Consider the following 21,192-nt stretch of genomic DNA (forward strand, 5'->3'; position numbering starts at 1 on the left):
GAAGCTAAGCCTTTCAGCGCCGATGGTACTGCAGGGGGGACCCTGTGGGAGAGTAGGACGCCGCCGAACAATTATTGTAGAAAGCCCCGTACCAGGAAACTGGTACGGGGCTTTTCTGCGTTTACGGCCATATCGTGTGGAACCCAGCCGGCTTCACCAGTCGGCGGGATCACCCATGTTTGTGTTGTGGAGGGCCATGACCTCAGGGGTCCGGGTCTCGATCTGGCGGCGTATTCGCACCACGTTCAGCCCGTGGTGAGCCGTGGGGCTCATCATCGTGAGGACGATCCGACCTCCGGTGGTCTGCACCACCGCAGTACTAGAGGCGGCCGGCGGCCTTGAGGGCCAGGTAGGCGTCGGCCAGGGCGGGGGCCAGGGTGTCCGGGGTGGCGTCGACCACGTGGACGCCGTGCCGGGTGAGCTGCTCGGCCGTGCGGCGGCGGGCCGCCTGGGACTGGGTGCCCGCCGCGGCTTCGTAGACGGCTTCGGCGGTGCCGCGGGACTTGGTCATTTCCGCGACGTGGGGGTCGGAGACCGAGGCCAGCAGGACCGTGTGGCGCTGGGTGAGGCGCGGCAGGAGCGGGAGGAGGCCCTCTTCGATGGGGGCGGCGTCCAGGCTGGTCAGAAGGACCACCAGGGAGCGGCGCGGGGCGCTGCGCAGGATGGTGGAGACCAGGGTGCGGGCGTCGGTTTCGACGAGCTCCGGCTCCAGGGTGGCCATCGCGTTGACGAAGGCCGGAAGGGTATCGGCCGCCGAGCGGCCCTGGACCTGGGCGCGGGGGCGGCGGTCGTGGGCCAAGAGGTCCACACGGTCCCCTGCGCGGGTGGCCAGGGCCGTCAGGAGCAGGGCCGCGTCCATCGCCGAGTCCAGGCGTGGCGCGTCGCCGACGCGGCCGGCCGCGGTGCGGCCGGTGTCCAGGCAGATCAGGATGTGGCGGTCGCGCTCGGGACGCCAGGTGCGGACGGCGACCTTCTGCCGACGGGCGGTGGCCCGCCAGTCGATGGAACGGGTGTCGTCGCCGGGTACGTAGTCGCGCAGGCTGTCGAACTCCGTGCCCTCACCGCGGGTCAGGACGCTGGTGCGGCCGTCCAGTTCGCGCAGTCGGGCCAGGCGCGAGGGGAGGTGCTTGCGGCTGGCGAACGGCGGGAGCACGCGGACCGTCCACGGGACGGTGTGGTGGCCCTGGCGGGCGAGCAGACCGAGCGGGCCGTACGAGCGGATCGTGACGCGGGCCGCCTGGCGGTCGCCGCGACGGGTGGGCCGCAGGCGGGTGGTGAGGCGGCGGCGTTCGCCCGAAGGGATCGTCAACGCGTGCCGGGAGCCTGCGACTTCGGTACCCGGGAGCCAGCTGCTCGGGGGCCAGGCGTCGCGGAACCGGGCGCGGAGCGTACGGGGGGAGAGGTTCGTGACGGTCAGGTGTACGTCGGCGGATTCGCCGAGGCGTACCGAGGTGTCGCCGGAGCGGGCCAGTTGGAGCGTGCGGACCGGCGCCGCGAGGGCGTAATCGACCGCGCAGGCAAGGGCGATGGGCGCGTTGACCGCGAGCATCCCCTCCCAACTCGGTGCGAGGACGCCGACGGGGATGCTGCCGAGGGCCGCGAGCAGGGCGGCGCGTCCGGTGAAGGCCATCAGCGCGGCACGGGGACGTGGGTGAGGATCGCGGTGATGACCGCGTCGGCCGTCACGCCCTCCATCTCGGCCTCGGGGCGCAGCTGGACGCGGTGGCGCAGGGTCGGCAGGGCGAGGGCCTTCACGTCGTCGGGGGAGACGTAGTCGCGGCCCACGAGCCAGGCCCAGGCGCGGGCGGTGGCCAGCAGTGCGGTGGCGCCGCGCGGGGAGACGCCGAGGGTGAGGGAGGGGGATTCGCGGGTGGCGCGGCAGATGTCGACCACGTACGCGGTGATCTCCGGGGAGACGCTGGTGGCCTCGACGGCCTTGCGGGCGGCTTCCAGTTCCTCGGGACCGGCGACCGGGCGGATGCCGGCGGAGTGCAGGTCGCGGGGGTTGAAGCCGGCCGCGTGGCGGGTCAGTACGCCGATCTCGTCCTCGCGGGAGGGGAGGGGGACGGTCAGCTTCAGGAGGAAGCGGTCGAGCTGGGCCTCGGGCAGGGGGTAAGTGCCCTCGTACTCGACCGGGTTCATGGTGGCCGCGACGAGGAATGGCTCCGGGAGCTTGCGGGGCGTGCCGTCGACGGTGACCTGGCGCTCCTCCATCGCTTCGAGGAGGGAGGACTGGGTCTTGGGGGGCGTGCGGTTGATCTCGTCGGCGAGGAGGAGATTGGTGAAGACCGGGCCGTTCTGGAAGGAGAACTCGGCGGTGCGGGCGTCGTAGACGAGGGAGCCCGTGACATCGCTGGGCATCAGGTCGGGGGTGAACTGGACGCGCTTGGTGTCCAGGTCGAGGGAGGCGGCGAGGGCCCGTACCAGGAGGGTCTTCGCTACGCCGGGGACGCCTTCGAGGAGGACGTGGCCACGGCAGAGGAGGGCTACGACGAGACCGGTGACGGCGGAGTCCTGGCCGACCACGGCCTTTCCGATCTCGGTGCGGAGCGCCTCCAGGGCGGAACGGGCGCTGTCGGTGGTGGCCGTCATGAGGTGCGGACCTCTCTTTCGAGGGCGTCGAGGTGGTCGGCGAGCGCGACGAGCGCCGCGTCGGTGGCGGGGGTGGTGCCGAAGAGCAGGGTGTCCGGGTGGTGCGGGTGGCCGGCCGTGAGGCGGGCCGCGACGGCGGGGACCAGCGACGCGGAGTCGTGGGCCCGGACGGCCGGTACGCCGACCAGCGCGGCCAGGCGTTCGCGGGAGGCGGCGCGCAGCACGGTGGCGGCGCGGTCGCGGGCGCCCGCCTTGCGGTACAGGCGGGCGCGGCCCTCGGTGGCCTCGGAGGCGCGGATGAGGACGGGCAGGCGTTCGGTGACGAGCGGGCCGAGGCGGCGGGCGCGCCAGAGGGCGGCGACGGCGGCGGCGAGGAAGAGCTGGAGCAGGGCCCAACTCCATCCTGCGGGGATCAGTTCGAGGAAGTCCTTCTCCTCGCCGGCGCCGTCGCCGGCGGCCTCGCTGTCGGCGAGGGACGGCAGGTACCAGACGAGGTTCGGGCGGGATCCGAGGAGCTGGAGCGCGAGGGAGGCGTTGCCTTCCTCGGCGAGGGCCTTGTTGAGGAAGACGGTCTCGGAGCCGAGGAGGACGGTGTCGCCGCCGCGGACGCCGGTGGGCAGGACGAGGAGGGTGGGGTGACCGGAGCTGGGGTAGCAGCCGGTGGCTCCGGGGGTGCCGGTGGAGTAGCGGTATCCGCCGCCGGTCGAGGCGCGGCCCGCGGAGGTGGCGGCGGGGAGGGCGCAGGTGCCACCCGGGTCGAGGTCCGTGCCGGGGGCGGGGGAGTCGCCGTGGGTGCGGGTGGCCGGTGCCAGGGCGGGGAGGCTCAGGACGCTCGGGGCGAGCAGGACGGTCCGGCCGCCGGAGAGGTCGATCGCGGAACGGATGTCGCTGAGTTGGCTCTCACCGAGCCGGTCGGGGTCGGTGACCAGCAGGGTCGTGTCCGGGCCGGCGGCGTCGGCGGCCTCCTCGGCGGTGGTGACGACCCGGGTGGTGACGCCGCGGGCCTTCAGCAGCTCGGCGACGGCCTGACTGCCGAAGGGGTCGGCTGAGCGGGGGTCGAGGTACCCGTGCCGGGCGCCGGAGTTCAGGGCGGCCAGGGCCAGCCCGGCGGCGAGGAGCACCGCGAGCGCGACGAGGAACCCGCGGGCGCGGGTCCAGAGGTCCCGGGGACGGGTGCCTCCGGCGGTCGTACGGGGCGTGGCGGCGGCACCGGATGCCGTGGCGACGGCTGCGCCGGGGGCCGGCGCCGTGCCTGCGGCTGCCGTGAGCCCGGCGGGGCGGGGTGCGCCGGTTCCGGAGGAATGGGGCACGCCCGGGACCGGGGTCGGCGGGGTCGCTGCCGCGTGGACAGGGGGCAGGGGGGCTGCGCCCCTGGTCGGGTCGTTCGTAGCCGGGGTTGTGCCCGCGGTGGGGACGGCCGTGCCGGGAGGGGGGTCCGTGGGGGGGCCGGGGTTCGGGTGGGTCATGGCATGGGGCCTGTCAGGAGGGGCTTCGTGCGGGACAGGGCCTGGTCCAGGGTGGTGAGGGTGGCGTACATCGTGGCGTCGGCCGGGTGGGCGCCGTAGGTGACGTCGTCGAAGGTGCGGGCCGCCGCGTGGAGGGCCGCGGCGTGGGAGGGCAGGGAGACGGCGGCTTCGGCGGCGGCCTCGTCCGCGGTGCGGCCCGGGCGGGGGTCCAGGAGGGTGCGTTCCTCCAGGGAGCGGACGACGGCGCGCATGCGTTCCTGGACGGCTCCGCTCCAGCGGCCCTCACCGGCCAGTGCCTCGGCGGCGGCGCGGTGGTCCGCGGCGCTGCGCAGGCCGTCCCCGAAGAGGTCGGCGGGGGTCCGGGCCGGGTTGCGGCGCGGGGCGCCCAGGCGCCACCACAGGGCGGCGACGAGGAGCAGAGCGAACACGGTGATGGCCACCAGGCCCAGTGCTCCGCCCGGGGTCGCGCCGGAGGCGCGGTCGAAGATCTCCCCGACCCACTCCCAGAAGTGGTCCAGGCCCCGCTGGAACAGCCCCGGGTCGTTGCGGTGGTACGCCGGCTTGGACAGCTCGTGGCGGGCCGCCTCGCGGGCGGCCTCGCGGCCGATGGTGAGCGGTGGCGTGGGCTGTGGTGCGGGTGTGGTGAGCAGGCCCCCCGTGCTCCTCATCCCCGCGTCAGCCTCCGGTCGGCGGCGTGGTGGTGCCGTAGTTCTCGATGCCCGCCGCCCGCGCCAGCTCCAGGTCGAGGGCCTCGCGGCGGATGCGCTGATCGACGTAGAGCAGGACGGTGACGCCCGCTTGCATCGGCATGGTGATCGTCAGTCCGATGATCCCGCCGATGGCCACCAGGATCAGGTAGCCCCAGCTCGTGGCCCCGCTGCCGTCGGCCATGCCTTCGAGGCCGCCGCCGAACAGCAGACCGCCCACGAGGGTCAGCGGGAGGACGATGAGCCCCGATACGAAGCCCGTGATGATGTTCGTCAGGACGGTGATGCCGAAGATCCGCCACCAGGAGCCCTTGACCAGCTTCGAGGAGCGGGTGAGGGCCTTGCGCACCGACGTCTTCTCCAGCATCAGCGCGGGCGAGGCCAGGGAGAACCTGACCCACAGCCACAGCACGAGACTCAGAGCGATGAGACCGCCGAGGACGGCGAGGAAGGCCTGGCCGGTCAGGGCGCCGGGCAGGACCAGCAGGGCGAAGAGGAGTGCGGCGCCGATACCGAGGAGGAGGGTCAGGCCGAACAGCCGGGCGAGCTGCGGACGGGCCTCGCGCCAGGCGGCGCCGATCGAGGAGCCGTGGCCGAGGATCGCGCGGCTGAAGATCATCGTGAGCATCGCGGTGGCCACGATGGTGCCGACGAGCTGGATGAACGTGGTGGCCGAGTACAGCCCCACCATGGAGCTGAGGGAGTCGAGCTGCTCGTCGAGGGGCGCGTCGCTCGACTGGTCCAGTACCACGTCGGCAAACGCGTACTTCTGGACGAGCACGCCGACCAGCTGCACGAGGACGGCCACGACCAGGGTGATCGGCAGTACCGCACGCCAGTGCTTGCGCATGGTGGTGACTGCCCCGTCGAGGATCTCGCCCATGCCGAGCGGCCGCAGCGGGATCACACCGGGCTTCACCGCCGGGTTGGGGTTGCCCCAGCCGCCGGGCGCACCGTTCTGGGGCGGGTTGCCGCCGCCGTACGAACCCCAGCCCGCGCCCTGCCGCGGAGCCGGGGGCTGCTGCGGGGCAGGCGGGGTCTGGCCCGGGGTCGGGCTCGACCACTGGCCCGGCGGGGGCTGCTCGGCGGACCACTTCGAGTCACCGGAGCCGCCGGATGGCGGTTGCGTACCCTGGGAGCCCTCACCGTCGGACGGGGAGGATCCGGGCGTAGCCCAGCCCGGAGAGTCGTTCATCGTCGCTCCTTCACGTGCACTGCGAGGTGCGGGGCGCTTGGTCCGGCTGCCATCGTGCCATGTGACAACCTCGAACGGACCAGCCGTCCGCAACGGACAGGCCCTCCGCTGGGTCCCGGACCGTTCGTGCCTTCGTGCGGCGGACAGATCCGGGGCACACTGGGCGCCCTGATCTCCACGCAGGTCCGAGGGACTATTTCCAGCCCCTTTGGCTGTGGGACAGCTCACCGCCGGGTAACGATTAGCTAATGGGATGATGTCAATCATGAAGGGACGCGTCCTTGTCGTCGACGACGACACCGCGCTGGCCGAGATGCTCGGCATTGTGCTGCGTGGAGAAGGTTTTGAGCCGTCGTTCGTAGCGGACGGCGACAAGGCACTGGCTGCCTTCCGGGAGGCGAAGCCGGATCTCGTGCTGCTCGACCTCATGCTGCCCGGTCGGGACGGCATAGAGGTGTGCAGACTGATCCGCGCCGAGTCTGGCGTACCGATCGTCATGCTCACCGCCAAGAGCGACACCGTTGACGTGGTCGTGGGCCTGGAGTCCGGGGCCGACGACTACATCGTCAAGCCGTTCAAGCCGAAGGAGCTGGTGGCCCGCATCCGGGCCCGCCTGCGCCGTTCGGAGGAGCCCGCGCCCGAGCAGCTGGCCATAGGTGACCTGGTCATCGACGTGGCCGGGCACTCGGTCAAGCGGGAGGGCGCCTCCATCGCCCTGACCCCGCTGGAGTTCGACCTGCTGGTCGCCCTCGCCCGCAAGCCCTGGCAGGTCTTCACCCGCGAGGTGCTGCTGGAGCAGGTCTGGGGCTACCGGCACGCGGCGGACACCCGCCTGGTCAACGTGCACGTCCAGCGGTTGCGCTCCAAGGTCGAGAAGGACCCCGAGCGCCCCGAGATCGTCGTGACGGTGCGCGGTGTCGGCTACAAGGCCGGACCGAGCTGACATGACACCCGGCGAGCCCCGTGGCCGCTCCCGCCGGGGAGCGCTGCGGGGCGGTCGGCTGCTCCGCGAAGGAGCACCCGGCGGTTCCGTGCTGCGGCTGTTCGTACGCCTCGTACGCCGGCCGCTGCTTCCGGCTGTCCGGCTCTGGCGGCGCAACATCCAGCTCCGGGTGGTCGCCGCCACCCTGCTGATCTCTCTCGCGGTGGTCCTCGCCCTCGGGTTCGTGGTCATCGCGCAGGTCAGCAAGGGCCTCCTCGACGCCAAGGAGGAGGCCGCGCAGAGCCAGGCCGCGGGAGGGTTCGCGGTCGCACAGGAGAAGGCCAACACGCCCTATACGGCGGATGGGCCCGACGCCTCCGACAACCAGGTCGGCCGGGACGCCAGTACCTGGATGAACTCTCTGGTCAAACAGCTCGCCAGTGGTGGGCAGAGTGCCTTCGAGGTTGCCGCTCTGGGGGCCGGTACCGGAACCGGTGAGGAACAGCCGGCCGGCCGGGGCGCGCTCGGCGTCCGCGGCGCTCGCGCCTCCGGCAACGTGGACCCGACCGCCAGCGTCCCGCTGGGGCTGCGCCGCAGCGTCAACCAGGCGACCGGCGCCTTCAAGACCTTCTCGCAGGTCCGCTACACCGATGCCGGGGACAAGCTGCCCGAGCCCGCCCTCGTCATCGGCAAGCGGCTCACCGACAACAACGGTGACCCGTACGACCTGTACTACCTCTTCCCGCTCACCCAGGAGGAGGAGTCCCTCAACCTGGTCAAGGTCACCATCGCCACGGCCGGGCTCTTCGTCGTGGTCCTCCTCGGCGGGATCGCCTGGCTCGTCGTGCGCCAGGTCGTCACCCCCGTGCGGATGGCCGCCGGAATCGCCGAACGGCTCTCGGCGGGGCGGCTCCAGGAGCGGATGAAGGTCACCGGCGAGGACGACATCGCCCGTCTGGGCGAGGCCTTCAACAAGATGGCCCAGAACCTCCAGAACAAGATCCAGCAGCTGGAGGACCTCTCCCGGCTCCAGCGCCGCTTCGTCTCGGACGTCTCCCACGAGCTGCGCACTCCGCTCACGACGGTACGGATGGCGGCGGACGTCATCCACGACGCCCGCGCCGACTTCGACCCGATCACCGCCCGCTCCGCCGAACTCCTCGCCGGACAGCTCGACCGCTTCGAGTCGCTTCTCGCCGACCTGCTGGAGATCAGCCGGTTCGACGCGGGCGCCGCCGCCCTGGAAGCGGAGCCCATCGACCTGCGGGACGTCGTACGCCTGGTCATCGATGCGGCCGAGCCGCTCGCCGAGCACAAGAAGACCCGGATCCGCGTCCTCGGCGACACCCAGCCGGTGATAGCCGAGGCCGACGCCCGGCGCGTGGAGCGGGTCCTGCGCAACCTGGTCGTCAACGCCGTCGAGCACGGCGAGGGCCGCGACGTGGTCGTCCGGCTCGCCTCGGCCGGCGGGGCCGTAGCCGTGGCCGTACGGGACTACGGGGTCGGGCTCAAGCCCGGCGAGGCCACCCGCGTCTTCAACCGCTTCTGGCGCGCCGACCCGGCGCGGGCGCGTACGACGGGCGGTACGGGCCTGGGCCTGTCCATCGCCGTCGAGGACGCCCGGCTGCACGGAGGCTGGCTCCAGGCGTGGGGCGAGCCCGGCGGCGGCTCGCAGTTCCGCCTGACGCTGCCGCGCACCGCCGACGAGCCGCTGCGCGGATCGCCGATCCCGCTGGAGCCCGAGGACTCCCGGGCCAACCGGGCCAGGGCCGCCGCGGAGGGCTCCACCGCGGCCGGACAGCGGGCCGAACAGGCCGGGCGGGCCGACCGGTCGTCGATACCGCCGAGGTCGCCCGTCGCGGGTGCGATGCCGGTACCGGCCGATCCGACGGCGCTGCCGGGCAGCGGGGCGCGGGTCGTCACCCGGCCGGCGGAGCAGGCGGGCGGGCCGGCCAACGGCGCCGGGACCGCCAGCGGGTCCGCGAACGCGCGGGCGGGCGGCGCGGCCGGGGCTACGGACCGAGAGGGTGGAACCGGTGGAGCGAGCGGAAGCGGCGGAGCGGGTGGATCGCATGGGCGCTGACCCGGGCCGGTCGCGGTGGCGCACGCCGCGCACCCTCAGGACCTGCGCCTTCGGCGCGGCGGGGCTGCTGCTCGCGGGCTGCGCCTCCATGCCCGACCATGGTGAGATCCGCCCCGTGGAGGCCTCCCAGGGCGTCGACTCCCAAGTCCGCGTCTTCGGCGTGCCGCCGGCCGACCGGGCCAGCCCGCAGGAGATCGTGGACGGCTTCCTGGAGGCCATGACCAGCGACGACCCGCAGCTCCAGACCGCCCGCAAGTACCTCACCGAGGAAGCGGCGAACAACTGGAAGCCCGGCGCGGCGGTCACCGTGCTCTCCTCCGGCCTGGACCGCTTCTCCGTCCAGGGCGAGAAGGACCCGATGGCCCCCCGCTTCAAGGTCGCGGGCAAGATGCTGGCCACGGTGGACGAGCGCAGCGCGTACCAGCCGGAGACCGGTGACCGGCGCTACGAGGAGTTCCTCCAGCTCACCCAGGACAAGAACAAGCAGTGGCGGATCGCGACCCCGCCCAGCAGCCTGGTCCTCAGCGAGTCCGACTTCCAGCGCATCTACATGCCGGTCAACAAGTACTACTTCGCGGGCGGCACGCTCGTCGCCGACCCCGTCTACGTGCGCCAGCGCAACGACCCCGATTCCCGGATGGACCCCACCACCCAGACCGTCACGTCGCTGCTGGCCGGCCCCTCCAAGTGGCTCGGGCCGGTCGTCACGTCCAGCTTCCCCACCGGTACGCAACTGAGCGAGGGGACCAAGTCCCTCTCGTACGACGGCCAGAACACCTTGCGCGTGCCGCTGAACAGCAAGGCCAATGATGTCGCGCAGCCCCAGTGCCAGCGGATGGCCACCCAACTCCTCTACACCGTCAAGGATCTGACGGGCTCGCGGGTCGACCGGGTGGAGCTCATCCACTCCGACGGAAAGTCCTCGCTGTGCGGGGTCAGCGAGGCGGCCGCGGCCGTGATCGCCAACCGGCCGCTCTCGCCCGGCCACCAGTACTACGTGGACGAGGAGGACCGGCTCCAGCGGCTGAGTCTGGACCCCAACCGCGAAGAGCAGCAGGACCCCCCGACGCCGGTCCCCGGGCCGCTGTCCGGGAACCCGGCCTTCAAGGTGGGCTCCGCGGCCATCGCCTACGACGAGAAGCGCGCCGCGGTCGTCTCCGAGGACGGGCACGGTCTGTACGTGGTCAACCTGACCACCGCCGGACAGATGCCGCAGCCGGTGCTGACCGGCAAGGGAGCCAAGCCGAACGGGCTCACCACCCCGACGTGGGACGCGGCGGGCGATCTGTGGGTCGCGGACCCCGACCCGCAGAACGCGGCGCTGTGGCGGCTGCCCGGGGGCACCGGTACCCGCGAACGGGTCGAGGTGTCCGGGCTCGACGGCGGGCGGATCACGGGGCTGAAGGCCTCGCCCGACGGGGTGCGGATGGCGCTGCTGGTGCAGCGGGAGAGCCGCAGCTACCTGTACATCGGGCGGATCGAGCGGCCCGACGCGAAGGGCGACGTCTCGGCGGTCTCGGTGCGCGAGCTGCGCCCGGCCGCGCCTCAGCTGGCGGACGTGACGGCGTTGAGCTGGGCGCCGCGGGGCCGGCTACTGGTGGTGGGACGGGAGAGCGGCGGGATCGTGCAGGCCCGCTACATGCTGGCCGACGGTTCGATGGTCGGGGCCGGGCTGCCCGGGGCGGCCGGGCTGGTGGCGGTCACCGCGAGCGAGGACGAGAAGAAGCCGGTGGTCGCCTCCTCGCTGGAGGACGGAATCGTGTGGCTGCCGCCGGGGGCGCAGTGGCGCACGGTGGTGGCCGGCGGGCGGGCTCCGATCTACCCGGGCTGACGGGGAACCGCGGCAGCTGCGGGGAATGACGGCGGCTGACGGGGACCGACAGGGGCAGATGAGGCCTGACGGCGGGCCGGGCCATGTCCTGTCCGGCCATTGTCCCGGCCCGGTTCGACCTGCTCCTTTCCGGGGTTGTCCACAGGGGTGGTGGGGCCTGTGCACCGCCCGGCAGAGTGGACGGCATGCGGAGTTGGTGGCGCAGGCCGGCCGGTGTGCTCGTCGGTGAGCTCGCCGGGCTGGTGCTGCCCGCCACGTGCGCCGGCTGCGGGGCCGGGCGCGTGGTGCTGTGCGGGGTCTGCCGGTCGGTGCTCAGCGGGGCCTTGGCGGGCCAGGTACGGCCGTCTCCGTGCCCCGCCGGGCTGCCCGCGGTGTACGCGGCCGCCGCGTACCGGGAGGCCGTACGCGGCGTCGTACTGGCCCACAAGGAGCGCGGGGCGCTGCCGCTGGCCGGCGTGCTCGGCGCCGCCCTGGCGGCCGCGGTCCGCGCGGGCGGGGCCGGGGACGGGGGAGTGGTGCTGGTTCCCGTGCCCTCCGCGCGGCACCGGGTGCGGGCGCGCGGGCACGACCCGGCGCGCAGGATCGCGCTCGCCGCCTCGGCGCGGCTGCGCCGGGAGGGGGTGCCCGCGCGCGTGGCGCCCGTACTGCGGCTGCGGCGGGCGGTGGCCGACCAGGCGGGCCTCGGGGCGGCGCAGCGCCGGGAGAACCTCGCGGGGGCCCTTGAGGCGCGGCCCGGCGCGGGCCGGGTGACGGCGGGGGCGGCCCGGATCGTGATCGTGGACGACCTCGTCACCACCGGATCAACGCTGGTGGAGGCTGCGCGGGCGCTGCGCGCGGCCGGGATCGGGCCGCCGGGCGGGGTGGTCGTGGCACCCGTGGTGGCGGCGGTGGTGGCCGCGCCGGCGGACTCCTTCGTGCGCCCCGGCCCGGCCGCAACTCGAACAGAGCAAAAAACTTGCGAATAGATTTGGAACTGGGTGGGAAGGCGCATCGTTGCAGGTAGTAAGAGGGAGCGGCCACCTGAACGGAGGTACGTTCCGGTAGCGGGTGCCGACAACCGGCATAGAGGGATATGTTCGGTTGTAAGGAATTGGCGAACCTTGGGCCCCACGCATCGGAGCGCACGTTTCGAGCGTCTGTACGCTTCGGAAACTTCGTGTCAGAGGTTGTACCCCTCGACTCCGAAGTCGGTGGGGTGTAGATCTTGCCGATGGGGGAGGAGGAGGTGGAAGTCGCCAAGTCCGAGGCTCCGGTGTTCACCGGAGTCTGGTGCGAAAGGGAGACGCTTCGCCCCTGAGGCGTAGCTATCCGGGAACGGAGTTCTGCGTGGACATCGTCGTCAAGGGCCGTAAGACCGAGGTGCCCGACCGGTTCCGCAAGCACGTGGCCGAGAAGCTGAATCCGGAGCGGATCCAGAAGCTCGACGCCAAGGTGATCAGCTTGGACGTCGAGGTGTCCAAGGAGCACAACCCGCGCCAGGCCGACCGTTCCGACCGCGTGGAGATCACCCTGCGTTCGCGGGGCCCGGTGATCCGTGCCGAGGCTTCCGCGCCCGACGCGTATGCGGCGCTGGACCTCGCTCAGGACAAGCTGGAGGCCCGGCTGCGCAAGCAGCACGACAAGCGCCACACCCGTCGCGGCAGCGGACGGCTCTCGGCGGCCGAAGTGGCCGACGTGGTCCCGGACGCCGCGACCCTGAACGGCAACGGTGAGCCGGTCGGCGACGAGAAGGCGGACGCGATTCCGACCACCCGGATCGGATCGCTCGAGGTACAGGGCGAAGGCCCGCTCGTCGTTCGCGAGAAGACCCACTCGGCCGCACCCATGTCGCTCGACCAGGCTTTGTACGAGATGGAACTGGTCGGTCACGACTTCTATCTGTTCGTCGACTCCGACACCAAGATGCCGAGCGTCGTCTACCGGCGCCACGGCTACGACTACGGCGTGATCCACCTCAACGCCTCCGACGCGGCGTCCAGCTCGGGTGAGCTCGACGGCGCTGGAGCGGGCGGCGCGCTCGGAGGCTGAGCCGCTGATTCCGGACTGATTCCGGACTGATTCCGGACGTCTGTTCGGCGCCGCTGTGGTGCCCCCGCGTTCGCCCAGGCGGGCGCGGGGGCACTCGCGTGAGGTGACGGCCGCGAAATGGTGGCCTGTATGGGTCGGCCTGTATTCATCGTCCCCCGATCGCGCGCGCGGGCATGGAATCATGTCGGGCAGTCACCCGGCGGCCGCTCTCGTCGGATTGACCCAGCAGCTCAGCACACGGGTGCAGGGGGAGGAACGATGGCGGACAGCTTCGGGCCGGGGCGCGATGACGACGGTGCGGGCTGCCGTGAGGAGAACCGGGCCGCAGAGCCGATCCGGGTGCTCGTGGTCGACGACCACGCGCTGTTCCGGCGCGGGCTGGAGATCGTCCTCGCGCAGGAGGAGGACATCCTGGTCGTCGGCGAGGCGGGTGACGGTGCGGAGGCCGTGGACAAGGCGGCGGATCTGCTGCCGGACATCGTGCTGATGGACGTACGGATGCCGAGGCGCGGCGGGATCGAGGCGTGCACGTCGATCAAGGAGGTGGCGCCCTCCGCGAAGATCATCATGCTGACGATCAGCGATGAGGAAGCTGACCTCTACGACGCGATCAAGGCCGGGGCGACCGGGTACCTGCTGAAGGAGATCTCGACGGACGAGGTCGCCACGGCGATCCGGGCGGTGGCGGACGGGCAGTCCCAGATCAGTCCGTCGATGGCGTCGAAGCTGCTCACAGAGTTCAAGTCGATGATCCAGCGGACCGATGAGCGGCGGCTGGTGCCGGCGCCGAGGCTTACCGACCGGGAGCTCGAGGTCTTGAAGCTGGTGGCCACCGGTATGAACAACCGCGATATCGCGAAGCAGTTGTTCATTTCGGAGAACACCGTGAAGAACCATGTGCGGAACATTCTGGAGAAGCTGCAGTTGCACTCCAGGATGGAGGCGGTGGTGTACGCGATGCGGGAGAAGATCCTCGAGATTCGGTAGGGGCGGGTGGCCTGATGGCCGGTCGACCGGCCCGGGCCGTGCGGCCGGGCCGGCCCTGCGGGGCGAGTCCCCTACCCTCCCTTCCACCGTTCCCAGGGCCGGCCCTGCCCCGGTCCTCAAACGCCGGACGGCTGGGGATGCCGGGCTGGGGGTGTCCTGGGTTTAGGTCAGAGGGCTGTCAGTTCTGAGGTCACCGCTTCGGCTTCCGTCGGGGAGGTCGCGCGGTCGATGCGGATGGTGTCGCAGCCGACCCAGGTGGCGGCTTCGCGGAGGGCTTCGGCCATGGGGCGGGCTGCCTTGGGGGTGGTCAGGGAGAGTTGGCGGGCCACCAGGGTGGTGCCCTCGCGGGCCGGGTCCACGCGGCCCTGGAGTTTGCCTCCGGCCAGCAGGGGCATCGCGAAGTACCCGTGGATCCGCCGGGGCTTGGGGACGTACGCCTCCAGGCGGTGGGTGAAGCCGAAGATCCGCTCCGTGCGCGGGCGCTCCCAGACCAGGGAGTCGAAGGGGGAGAGGAGCGTCGTGCGGTGGCGGCCGCGGGGGACCGATGCCAAGGCCGACGGGTCCGCCCAGGCCGGCTTGGACCAGCCCTCCACCTCCACCGGGACCAGGCCCGAGTCCTCGACCACCGCGTCGAAGTCCGTTGCCTTGAGCCGGTGGTAGTCGGCGATGTCGGACCGGGTGCCGACACCCAGTGACTGCCCCGCGAGGGTCACCAGGCGGCGCATGCACTCGCGGTCGTCCAGCTCGTCGTGGAGCAGCGCCCCGGGGACGGCCCGCTCGGGGAGGTCGTAGACCCTCTTCCAGCCGCGCCGCTCGGTGCAGACGACCTCGCCGATGTCGAGGAGCCACTCCACCGCGATCTTCGTCTCGGACCATTCGAACCATTCGCCGCCGTTCTTGGCGCCGCCCAGTTCGGTGGAGGTGAGCGGCCCTTCCGCCGCCAGCCGTTCCAGGACCGTCTTCGTCGAGCGGTCCTTGTCCTCCAGCACGTGCCAGCGGTGGCCGCGCGCCTTGCGGGCCCGGCGGCGGAAGGCGAAGTGCGGCCATTCCTCGATCGGCAGGATGCAGGCGGCGTGCGACCAGTACTCGAAGGCGTGCTGGTCCGACCAGTACGAGGCTTCGACGGCGGAGCGGCCGACCGCGCCGAGGCGCGCGTACGGGACGAGCTCGTGGGAGCGGGCCAGTACGGAGATCGTGTCGAGCTGGACGGCGCCCAGGTGCCGCAGGACACCGCGGACGCCGCCGCGCCGGTCCGGAGCGCCGAGGAAGCCCTGCGCGCGCAGGGCGATCCGCCGGGCTTCGTCGCCGGAGAGGGACACGGTCGGCCGGGGCGTGGCGGTGGTCATGACCGCAGACTAGACCCGGCCGCCGACAGGCGAGGGCAGGTAGGGGAGGCGGGAGGGCAGGCCCAGGTCCGAGGGGAGCAGGGCGCCGGCCCAGCAGTCCCGCAGGGTCCCGCGGTGTTCCATGCCCCCGCGCTGGATGCCCTCGATGGTGAAGCCGGCCTTCTCGGCCGCCGCGCGGGAGGCTTCGTTGCCCGTTCCGGCGCGCCAGACCATCCGTACGCAGCCGGCTTCGGTGAACCCCCAGCGCAGCACGGCGGGCAGCGCCTCGGAGAGGTAGCCGCGGCGCCGGTGGGCGGCGACCGTCCAGTAGCCGATCTCGTGGGCGTGCGCACCGCGCGGGGCGATCCCGATGGTGGCGACGAGCGGGCCGTCGGCGCCCAGGCGGACCGCGAAGTTGTACTCGGTGTCCTCGCGCCATCCGACGGGGACCCTGGCGACGAAGGCCTCCGCGTCCGTGCGCCGGTACGGGACGGGGACGGAGATCCAGCGCTGTATCGCCGGGTCCTGGCACGCGGCGTGCACCTCCTCGGTGTCCGAGGGGTGGTGGGGGCGCAGGACGAGGCGTTCGGTGGTCAGCGTGGTCGGTTCCATGAACGGATTCTGCTGCGGGAAAAGAGGCCGGGCGAACACTTTTCGGTAAGAGGGACCGTCCGTACCGGCACCTTCGGCGCCCCCCGTACGTTCTCATTTCCGGGCAGTCCAGCCCCACGGCAGTGCGGGCCTCCCGACGCGACCGCGTCCTCGCTTACGATGGCCGTTGCGGTGGGGCCCACCCTCCGTGCCCGTGCACGAACCAGTGCCAGGCCCGACCGGCAAGGAGACAAACCTCGGTGTCCGTCTTCAACAAGCTCATGCGTGCAGGCGAAGGCAAGATCCTCAAAAAACTGCACCGCATCGCGGACCAGGTCAACTCCATCGAAGAGGACTTCGTCAACCTCTCCGACGCCGACTTGCGTGCGCTCACGGACGAGTACAAGCAGCGTTTCCAGGACGGCGAGACCCTGGACGACCTGCTTCCCGAGGCCTTCGCGACCGTCCGCGAGGCCGCCAAGCGCGCTCTCGGCCAGCGTCACTACGACGTCCAGATCATGGGCGGTGCCGCCCTGCACCTCGGCTACGTCGCCGAGATGAAGACCGGTGAGGGCAAGACCCTCGTCGGTACGCTCCCCGCGTACCTGAACGCGCTGTCCGGCAAGGGCGTCCACCTGATCACGGTGAACGACTACCTCGCCGAGCGCGACTCCGAGATGATGGGCCGGGTCCACAAGTTCCTGGGCCTGTCCATCGGCTGCATCCTGGCGAACATGTCGCCGGCGCAGCGCCGTGAGCAGTACGCGAGCGACATCACCTACGGCACGAACAACGAGTTCGGCTTCGACTACCTGCGCGACAACATGGCGTGGTCGCAGGAGGAGCTCGTCCAGCGCGGCCACAACTTCGCCGTGGTCGACGAGGTCGACTCGATCCTCGTCGACGAGGCCCGTACCCCGCTGATCATCTCGGGTCCGGCCGACCAGGCCACCAAGTGGTACGCGGACTTCGCGAAGCTGGTCACGCGCCTGACCAAGGGCGAGCCCGGCCAGCCCCTCAAGGGCATCGAGGAGACCGGCGACTACGAGGTCGACGAGAAGAAGCGCACCGTCGGCATCCACGAGACCGGTGTCGCGAAGGTCGAGGACTGGCTCGGCATCGAGAACCTCTACGAGTCGGTGAACACCCCGCTCGTCGGCTATTTGAACAACGCCATCAAGGCGAAGGAACTGTTCAAAATCGACAAGGACTACGTCGTCATCGACGGCGAAGTCATGATCGTCGACGAGCACACCGGCCGTATCCTCGCCGGCCGCCGCTACAACGAGGGCATGCACCAGGCGATCGAGGCGAAGGAAGGGGTGGACATCAAGGACGAGAACCAGACCCTCGCCACGATCACCCTGCAGAACTTCTTCCGCCTGTACTCGAAGCTGTCGGGCATGACCGGTACGGCCATGACCGAGGCCGCGGAGTTCCACCAGATCTACAAGCTCGGTGTCGTCCCGATCCCGACCAACCGCGACATGGTCCGCAAGGACCAGGCGGACCTGATCTACCGCACCGAGGTCGCGAAGTTCGCCGCCGTCGTCGACGACATCGCGGAGAAGCACGAAAAGGGCCAGCCGATCCTCGTCGGTACGACGTCGGTCGAGAAGTCCGAGTACCTCTCGCAGCAGCTCTCCAAGCGGGGCATCCCGCACGAGGTGCTGAACGCGAAGCAGCACGAGCGCGAGGCCTCGATCGTCGCCCAGGCCGGCCGCCGCGGCGCCGTCACGGTCGCCACGAACATGGCCGGCCGCGGTACCGACATCAAGCTCGGCGGCAACCCGGACGACCTCGCCGAGGCCGAGCTGCGCCAGCGCGGTCTGGACCCGGAGGAGCACATCGAGGAGTGGGCGCACGCCCTTCCCGAGGCGCTCGTCAGGGCCGAGGCGGCCGTCAAGGCCGAGTTCGAAGAGGTCAAGGACCTCGGCGGGCTGTACGTGCTGGGTACCGAGCGCCACGAGTCGCGCCGTATCGACAACCAGCTGCGCGGCCGCTCCGGCCGACAGGGCGACCCGGGCGAGTCCCGCTTCTACCTGTCGCTCGGCGACGACCTGATGCGGCTGTTCAAGGCGCAGATGGTCGAGCGCGTCATGTCGATGGCGAACGTGCCGGATGACGTGCCGATCGAGAACAAGATGGTCACCCGCGCCATCGCGTCGGCCCAGTCGCAGGTCGAGACCCAGAACTTCGAGACGCGCAAGAACGTCCTGAAGTACGACGAGGTCCTCAACAACCAGCGCACGGTCATCTACGCGGAACGCCGCCGGGTCCTCGAGGGCGAGGACCTCCAGGACCAGATCCGTCACATGATGGACGACACGATCGACGCGTACATCACGGCCGAGACGGTCGAGGGGTTCGCGGAGGAGTGGGACCTGGACCGGCTGTGGACCGCCTTCCGGCAGCTCTACCCCATCAAGGTCACGGTGGAGGAGCTCGAGGACGCCGCGGGCGACCGCGCGGGCATCACCGCCGAGTTCATCGCGGAGTCCGTCAAGGACGACATCCACGAGCAGTACGAGGCGCGCGAGACCACGCTCGGCTCCGACATCATGCGCGAGCTGGAGCGGCGCGTGGTGCTGTCGGTGCTGGACCGCAAGTGGCGTGAGCACCTGTACGAGATGGACTACCTGCAGGAGGGCATCGGCCTGCGGGCGATGGCCCAGAAGGACCCGCTGGTCGAGTACCAGCGCGAGGGCTTCGACATGTTCAACGCCATGCAGGAAGGCATCAAGGAGGAGTCCGTCGGCTACCTGTTCAACCTGGAGGTCCAGGTCGAGCAGCAGGTCGAGGAAGTCCTGGTGTCGGACTCCGGTCCGTCGCTGACGAAGCCGGAGATCAGGGCGAAGGGTCTGGACGCCCCGCAGCGTCCCGACCGGCTGCACTTCTCCGCGCCGACGGTGGACGGCGAGGGCGGCGTCATCGAGGGCGACTTCGACGCGGATTCCGGTGACGACGCCGGGATGACGCGCGCGGAGCGCCGTAAGGCGGCGAAGGCCACGGGCGGCCGTCGCCGCAAGAAGTAGTACCCGCCGCTCGCGGGATTCCCGTCGGGGCCGGACACCACGCTGTGCGTGGGGTCCGGCCCCGACGGCGTTCGCGGGCGGGGCCGGGGCCGGGGTCACGGGCGGGGGCCGTGCAGTTCCACGGCGGCGCAGCGCCAGCGCAGGTCGGGGCCCTGTTCCAGGCGGAAGGCCAGCGCCGTCAGGCGGTCGCCCGTGGCGATGCGGGCGAAGGCCTCGATGACCCCCGGCCCCGGGACGAAGCGGCCGCACCCGTGGATGACGGGGCTGAGCCGGCGGACGTCGTACGGGCGCTCGCGCGGGGGGTCGGCGGGCGCGAGGGTGATCAGCTGGTCGTAGGCCGGGCCGATGGTGTGGCCGATCAGGGAGTGGACCGGGCGGCGTCCGCTGAGGACGGCGAGCAGCCGTTCGGCGAACCAGTGGTGGGGGCCGCGGTGGACGGCGGCGGAAGGCCGGCGCCGGTCCTGGCGGCCCGGGGGCCGGGTGCTCCCGGGGCCGGTGCGCGCGGGCCTCGTGGAGCCGGGGCCGGTGCTCCCGGTGGTGTTCGCGGTGGCGCTCACGGTGGTTCGAGGTGTCCTGGTGGTCATGGCGGCGGTCCCCGAGGGGTAGGGCCCGGATCGGTACCGGGCGGTAACTTGGTAGGGGACTTCTACGGGCCCTCGAACACGCTCCGCAACGGCGCGGGCAGGCCGCCCGGCGCCCGGTCCGCCTTCACCTATCCGGGTCGGTCGCCGGGCGCCCTTGGGCCCCCGCCGCGGCCGGGCCGGGCGCGAGGTGGACGCCGCCCGGCCGCGCCGCGGCACCCCGAAGGGGGACGCGACCGGTCACGGACGGAGTCCGCGACGCCGGGCCGGAGCGGGCGAGGGCGGCGCGTACGGGGTGGCCCGCCGGTCGTATCCTGGGGACGTTTCCGACTACCGAAAGCAGCCGGCCATGCGCGCGTACGTACCCCTGACCCTGCCCGGGCTCGCCGAGGCGCACCGGGCCGGTGAGCTGGGCCCGGCTCCGCTGCGGGCGTACGCCGTCACGCCCGGGCTGCGCGAGTGGTACGTCTCGGACGACCTCGAGGAGCTGGAGTACGCCGCCCTGACCCGGGCCGCCGCCGCCTCGCTGCGGATGATCTCCGAGGACGGGACGGCGCCCCGCAAGCGGGTCGTCGTGGCCGTCGACGTGGACGACGAGGCCGCCACCGCCACCCCCGGGGCCGACGAGGCCGCGATCGGCCAGGTGGCTCTCTCCGGGGCCGTACGGCTCACGGTGGCGGCCGCGGTGCACGTGGACGCGGAAGAGGCCCTGGAGGACGTGAGCGCCGCCGTGGCGGCCGTCCCGGCCGCGGACGGGGGCGACGAGGACGCACGGTCCACCGTCGAGGCGGCCGAGGACCACGAGCTGCTCTGGTTCGGGGTCCAGGAGATCGCGGGACTGCTGAAATGAGCCCGGCATCCGAGAGCCCGGCACCCGAGAACCCGGCATCCGAGAACTCGGCACCCGAGACCTCGGCATCCGAGAACCCGGCACGCCAGAGCCCGACGCGGGTGGCCCCGCACATCGTCTGGGACTGGAACGGCACGCTGCTCCACGACATCGACGCCGTCATAGTGGCGACCAACGCCTCTTTCGCCGAGCTCGGCCTCGCGCCGATCACCCTGGAGCGGTACCGCGAGCTGTACGTCGTACCGGTGCCCAGGTTCTACGAGCGGCTCATGGGCCGGCTCCCCACGGACGCCGAGTGGTTGGTCATGGACGAGGCCTTCCACCGCCACTACTGGGTGGCCGCCGAGGCCGCCGCCCTCGCCGAAGGCGCCCTGCAGCTCCTGCGGGACTGGCAGGCGGAGGGGCTCACGCAGTCACTGCTGTCCCTCGCGCCCCACGAGCAGCTCGTCCCGCTCGTCCGCGCCCACGGGATCCACGGGCACTTCCTGCGGGTCGACGGGCGTACCGGGCCCTCCCACACCACCAAGGCGGGACACCTCGTACGTCACATGGCGGCCCTGGACGGGACGGGGGTGACGGCCGGCCGTACGGTTCTCATCGGAGACGCCGTGGACGACGCGCTCGCCGCCGCCCACGTCGGGGCGCGGGCCGTCCTCTACACGGGTGGTTCGCACAGCCGAGCCAGTCTGGAATCAGCCGGTGTCCCCGTCGTGGACAGCCTGGCGGAGGCCGTACGCACTGCTCGCGAGCTGGCCGGATGACGACGGTCCCGTGAGTGGAGAGCGACCGCGCGCACGCGTCTGGCACGCCTGGCCGGGCCAGTCGCTATCCAGAGTGTCAAAGTTCCACCCCCTCTTTTGTACACATACAGCTCATGACGAGCCGGGGGTGAGGGGAGATAGCCTGGTACCCGTGATCAGCGCGATAGTTCTCGGAGGCACTGAAGCCTCCGCCCGGCGCCCGGCGCACGACTGTGCCCGGGCCGTCGCTGATCCCCGC

At 71.8% G+C, this 21,192-nt stretch carries 18 protein-coding genes; 9 read left to right on the plus strand and 9 right to left on the minus strand.

Annotation, left to right across the window (positions count from 1 at the left end):
* Positions 1 to 153: 153 nt before the first annotated feature.
* From OTB20_RS38640 to OTB20_RS38665, 6 genes are all read right to left on the minus strand, one after another.
* Entirely contained in the window at positions 154 to 309 is a 156-nt protein-coding gene (locus OTB20_RS38640) for a hypothetical protein (protein ID WP_267824601.1), read from the minus strand.
* Between the two features lie 10 nt (positions 310 to 319).
* Entirely contained in the window at positions 320 to 1,630 is a 1,311-nt protein-coding gene (locus OTB20_RS38645; RefSeq protein ID WP_267824602.1) for a DUF58 domain-containing protein, read from the minus strand.
* Complete coding sequence (locus OTB20_RS38650) at positions 1,630 to 2,592, minus strand: AAA family ATPase (RefSeq protein ID WP_267824603.1); 963 nt, start codon at positions 2,590 to 2,592, stop codon at positions 1,630 to 1,632. Before OTB20_RS38650 ends, OTB20_RS38645 begins: the two co-directional genes overlap by 1 nt.
* Entirely contained in the window at positions 2,589 to 3,902 is a 1,314-nt protein-coding gene (locus OTB20_RS38655) for a DUF4350 domain-containing protein (protein WP_267824604.1), read from the minus strand. The genes OTB20_RS38650 and OTB20_RS38655 overlap by 4 nt, the downstream gene beginning before the upstream one ends.
* 152 nt (positions 3,903 to 4,054) lie before the next feature.
* Entirely contained in the window at positions 4,055 to 4,726 is a 672-nt protein-coding gene (locus OTB20_RS38660; protein ID WP_267824605.1) for a DUF4129 domain-containing protein, read from the minus strand.
* Positions 4,727 to 4,733: 7 nt separating this feature from the next.
* Entirely contained in the window at positions 4,734 to 5,960 is a 1,227-nt protein-coding gene (locus OTB20_RS38665) for a glycerophosphoryl diester phosphodiesterase membrane domain-containing protein (protein ID WP_267824606.1), read from the minus strand.
* Between the two features lie 253 nt (positions 5,961 to 6,213).
* Here OTB20_RS38665 and mtrA point away from each other — a divergent pair, with 253 nt between their 5' ends.
* From mtrA to OTB20_RS38695, 6 genes are all read left to right on the plus strand, one after another.
* Positions 6,214 to 6,903: a two-component system response regulator MtrA gene (gene mtrA, locus OTB20_RS38670; protein WP_324290470.1), complete on the plus strand. Its 690-nt coding sequence runs from the start codon at positions 6,214 to 6,216 to the stop codon at positions 6,901 to 6,903.
* A gap of 1 nt (position 6,904) precedes the next feature.
* Complete coding sequence (gene mtrB, locus OTB20_RS38675; protein WP_267824607.1) at positions 6,905 to 8,965, plus strand: MtrAB system histidine kinase MtrB; 2,061 nt, start codon at positions 6,905 to 6,907, stop codon at positions 8,963 to 8,965.
* A complete protein-coding gene (locus tag OTB20_RS38680; RefSeq protein ID WP_267824608.1) occupies positions 8,955 to 10,796 on the plus strand; it encodes an LpqB family beta-propeller domain-containing protein in 1,842 nt (613 codons plus the stop codon). Before mtrB ends, OTB20_RS38680 begins: the two co-directional genes overlap by 11 nt.
* A 185-nt stretch (positions 10,797 to 10,981) precedes the next feature.
* Complete coding sequence (locus tag OTB20_RS38685; protein WP_267824609.1) at positions 10,982 to 11,761, plus strand: ComF family protein; 780 nt, start codon at positions 10,982 to 10,984, stop codon at positions 11,759 to 11,761.
* Positions 11,762 to 12,122: 361 nt separating this feature from the next.
* Entirely contained in the window at positions 12,123 to 12,824 is a 702-nt protein-coding gene (gene hpf / locus OTB20_RS38690; protein WP_420716584.1) for a ribosome hibernation-promoting factor, HPF/YfiA family, read from the plus strand.
* Positions 12,825 to 13,082: 258 nt separating this feature from the next.
* Entirely contained in the window at positions 13,083 to 13,811 is a 729-nt protein-coding gene (locus OTB20_RS38695; protein WP_267824611.1) for a response regulator, read from the plus strand.
* A 167-nt stretch (positions 13,812 to 13,978) separates the two neighbouring features.
* On the opposite strand, the gene OTB20_RS38700 is transcribed toward OTB20_RS38695, so the two are convergent.
* Both OTB20_RS38700 and OTB20_RS38705 read right to left on the minus strand, forming a co-directional pair.
* The gene (locus OTB20_RS38700; RefSeq protein ID WP_267824612.1) at positions 13,979 to 15,157 is read right to left on the minus strand and encodes a winged helix-turn-helix domain-containing protein; all 1,179 of its coding nucleotides are present in this window, start codon (positions 15,155 to 15,157) and stop codon (positions 13,979 to 13,981) included.
* A gap of 9 nt (positions 15,158 to 15,166) precedes the next feature.
* Entirely contained in the window at positions 15,167 to 15,748 is a 582-nt protein-coding gene (locus OTB20_RS38705; RefSeq protein WP_267824613.1) for a GNAT family N-acetyltransferase, read from the minus strand.
* Between the two features lie 239 nt (positions 15,749 to 15,987).
* Between OTB20_RS38705 and secA the strand changes: the two genes are divergently transcribed.
* Positions 15,988 to 18,762 carry a preprotein translocase subunit SecA gene (gene secA / locus OTB20_RS38710; protein ID WP_267824614.1) on the plus strand — a complete coding sequence of 925 codons (2,775 nt, stop codon included), beginning with the start codon at positions 15,988 to 15,990 and terminating at the stop codon, positions 18,760 to 18,762.
* A 95-nt stretch (positions 18,763 to 18,857) separates the two neighbouring features.
* On the opposite strand, the gene OTB20_RS38715 is transcribed toward secA, so the two are convergent.
* Positions 18,858 to 19,346 (minus strand): Rv3235 family protein, encoded by a 489-nt coding sequence (locus OTB20_RS38715; RefSeq protein WP_267824615.1) that lies wholly within the window; start codon positions 19,344 to 19,346, stop codon positions 18,858 to 18,860.
* Between the two features lie 346 nt (positions 19,347 to 19,692).
* Here OTB20_RS38715 and OTB20_RS38720 point away from each other — a divergent pair, with 346 nt between their 5' ends.
* Together OTB20_RS38720 and OTB20_RS38725 are read left to right on the plus strand one after the other, a co-directional pair.
* Positions 19,693 to 20,193, plus strand: a complete 501-nt coding sequence (locus tag OTB20_RS38720; protein ID WP_267824616.1) for a DUF6912 family protein — start codon at positions 19,693 to 19,695, stop codon at positions 20,191 to 20,193.
* A gap of 101 nt (positions 20,194 to 20,294) precedes the next feature.
* Positions 20,295 to 20,954 (plus strand): HAD family hydrolase, encoded by a 660-nt coding sequence (locus OTB20_RS38725; RefSeq protein ID WP_267824620.1) that lies wholly within the window; start codon positions 20,295 to 20,297, stop codon positions 20,952 to 20,954.
* Positions 20,955 to 21,192 lie beyond the last annotated feature (238 nt).

The sequence above is a fragment of the Streptomyces sp. H27-H1 genome, from assembly GCF_026627445.1.
Classification (GTDB): Bacteria; Actinomycetota; Actinomycetes; order Streptomycetales; family Streptomycetaceae; genus Streptomyces.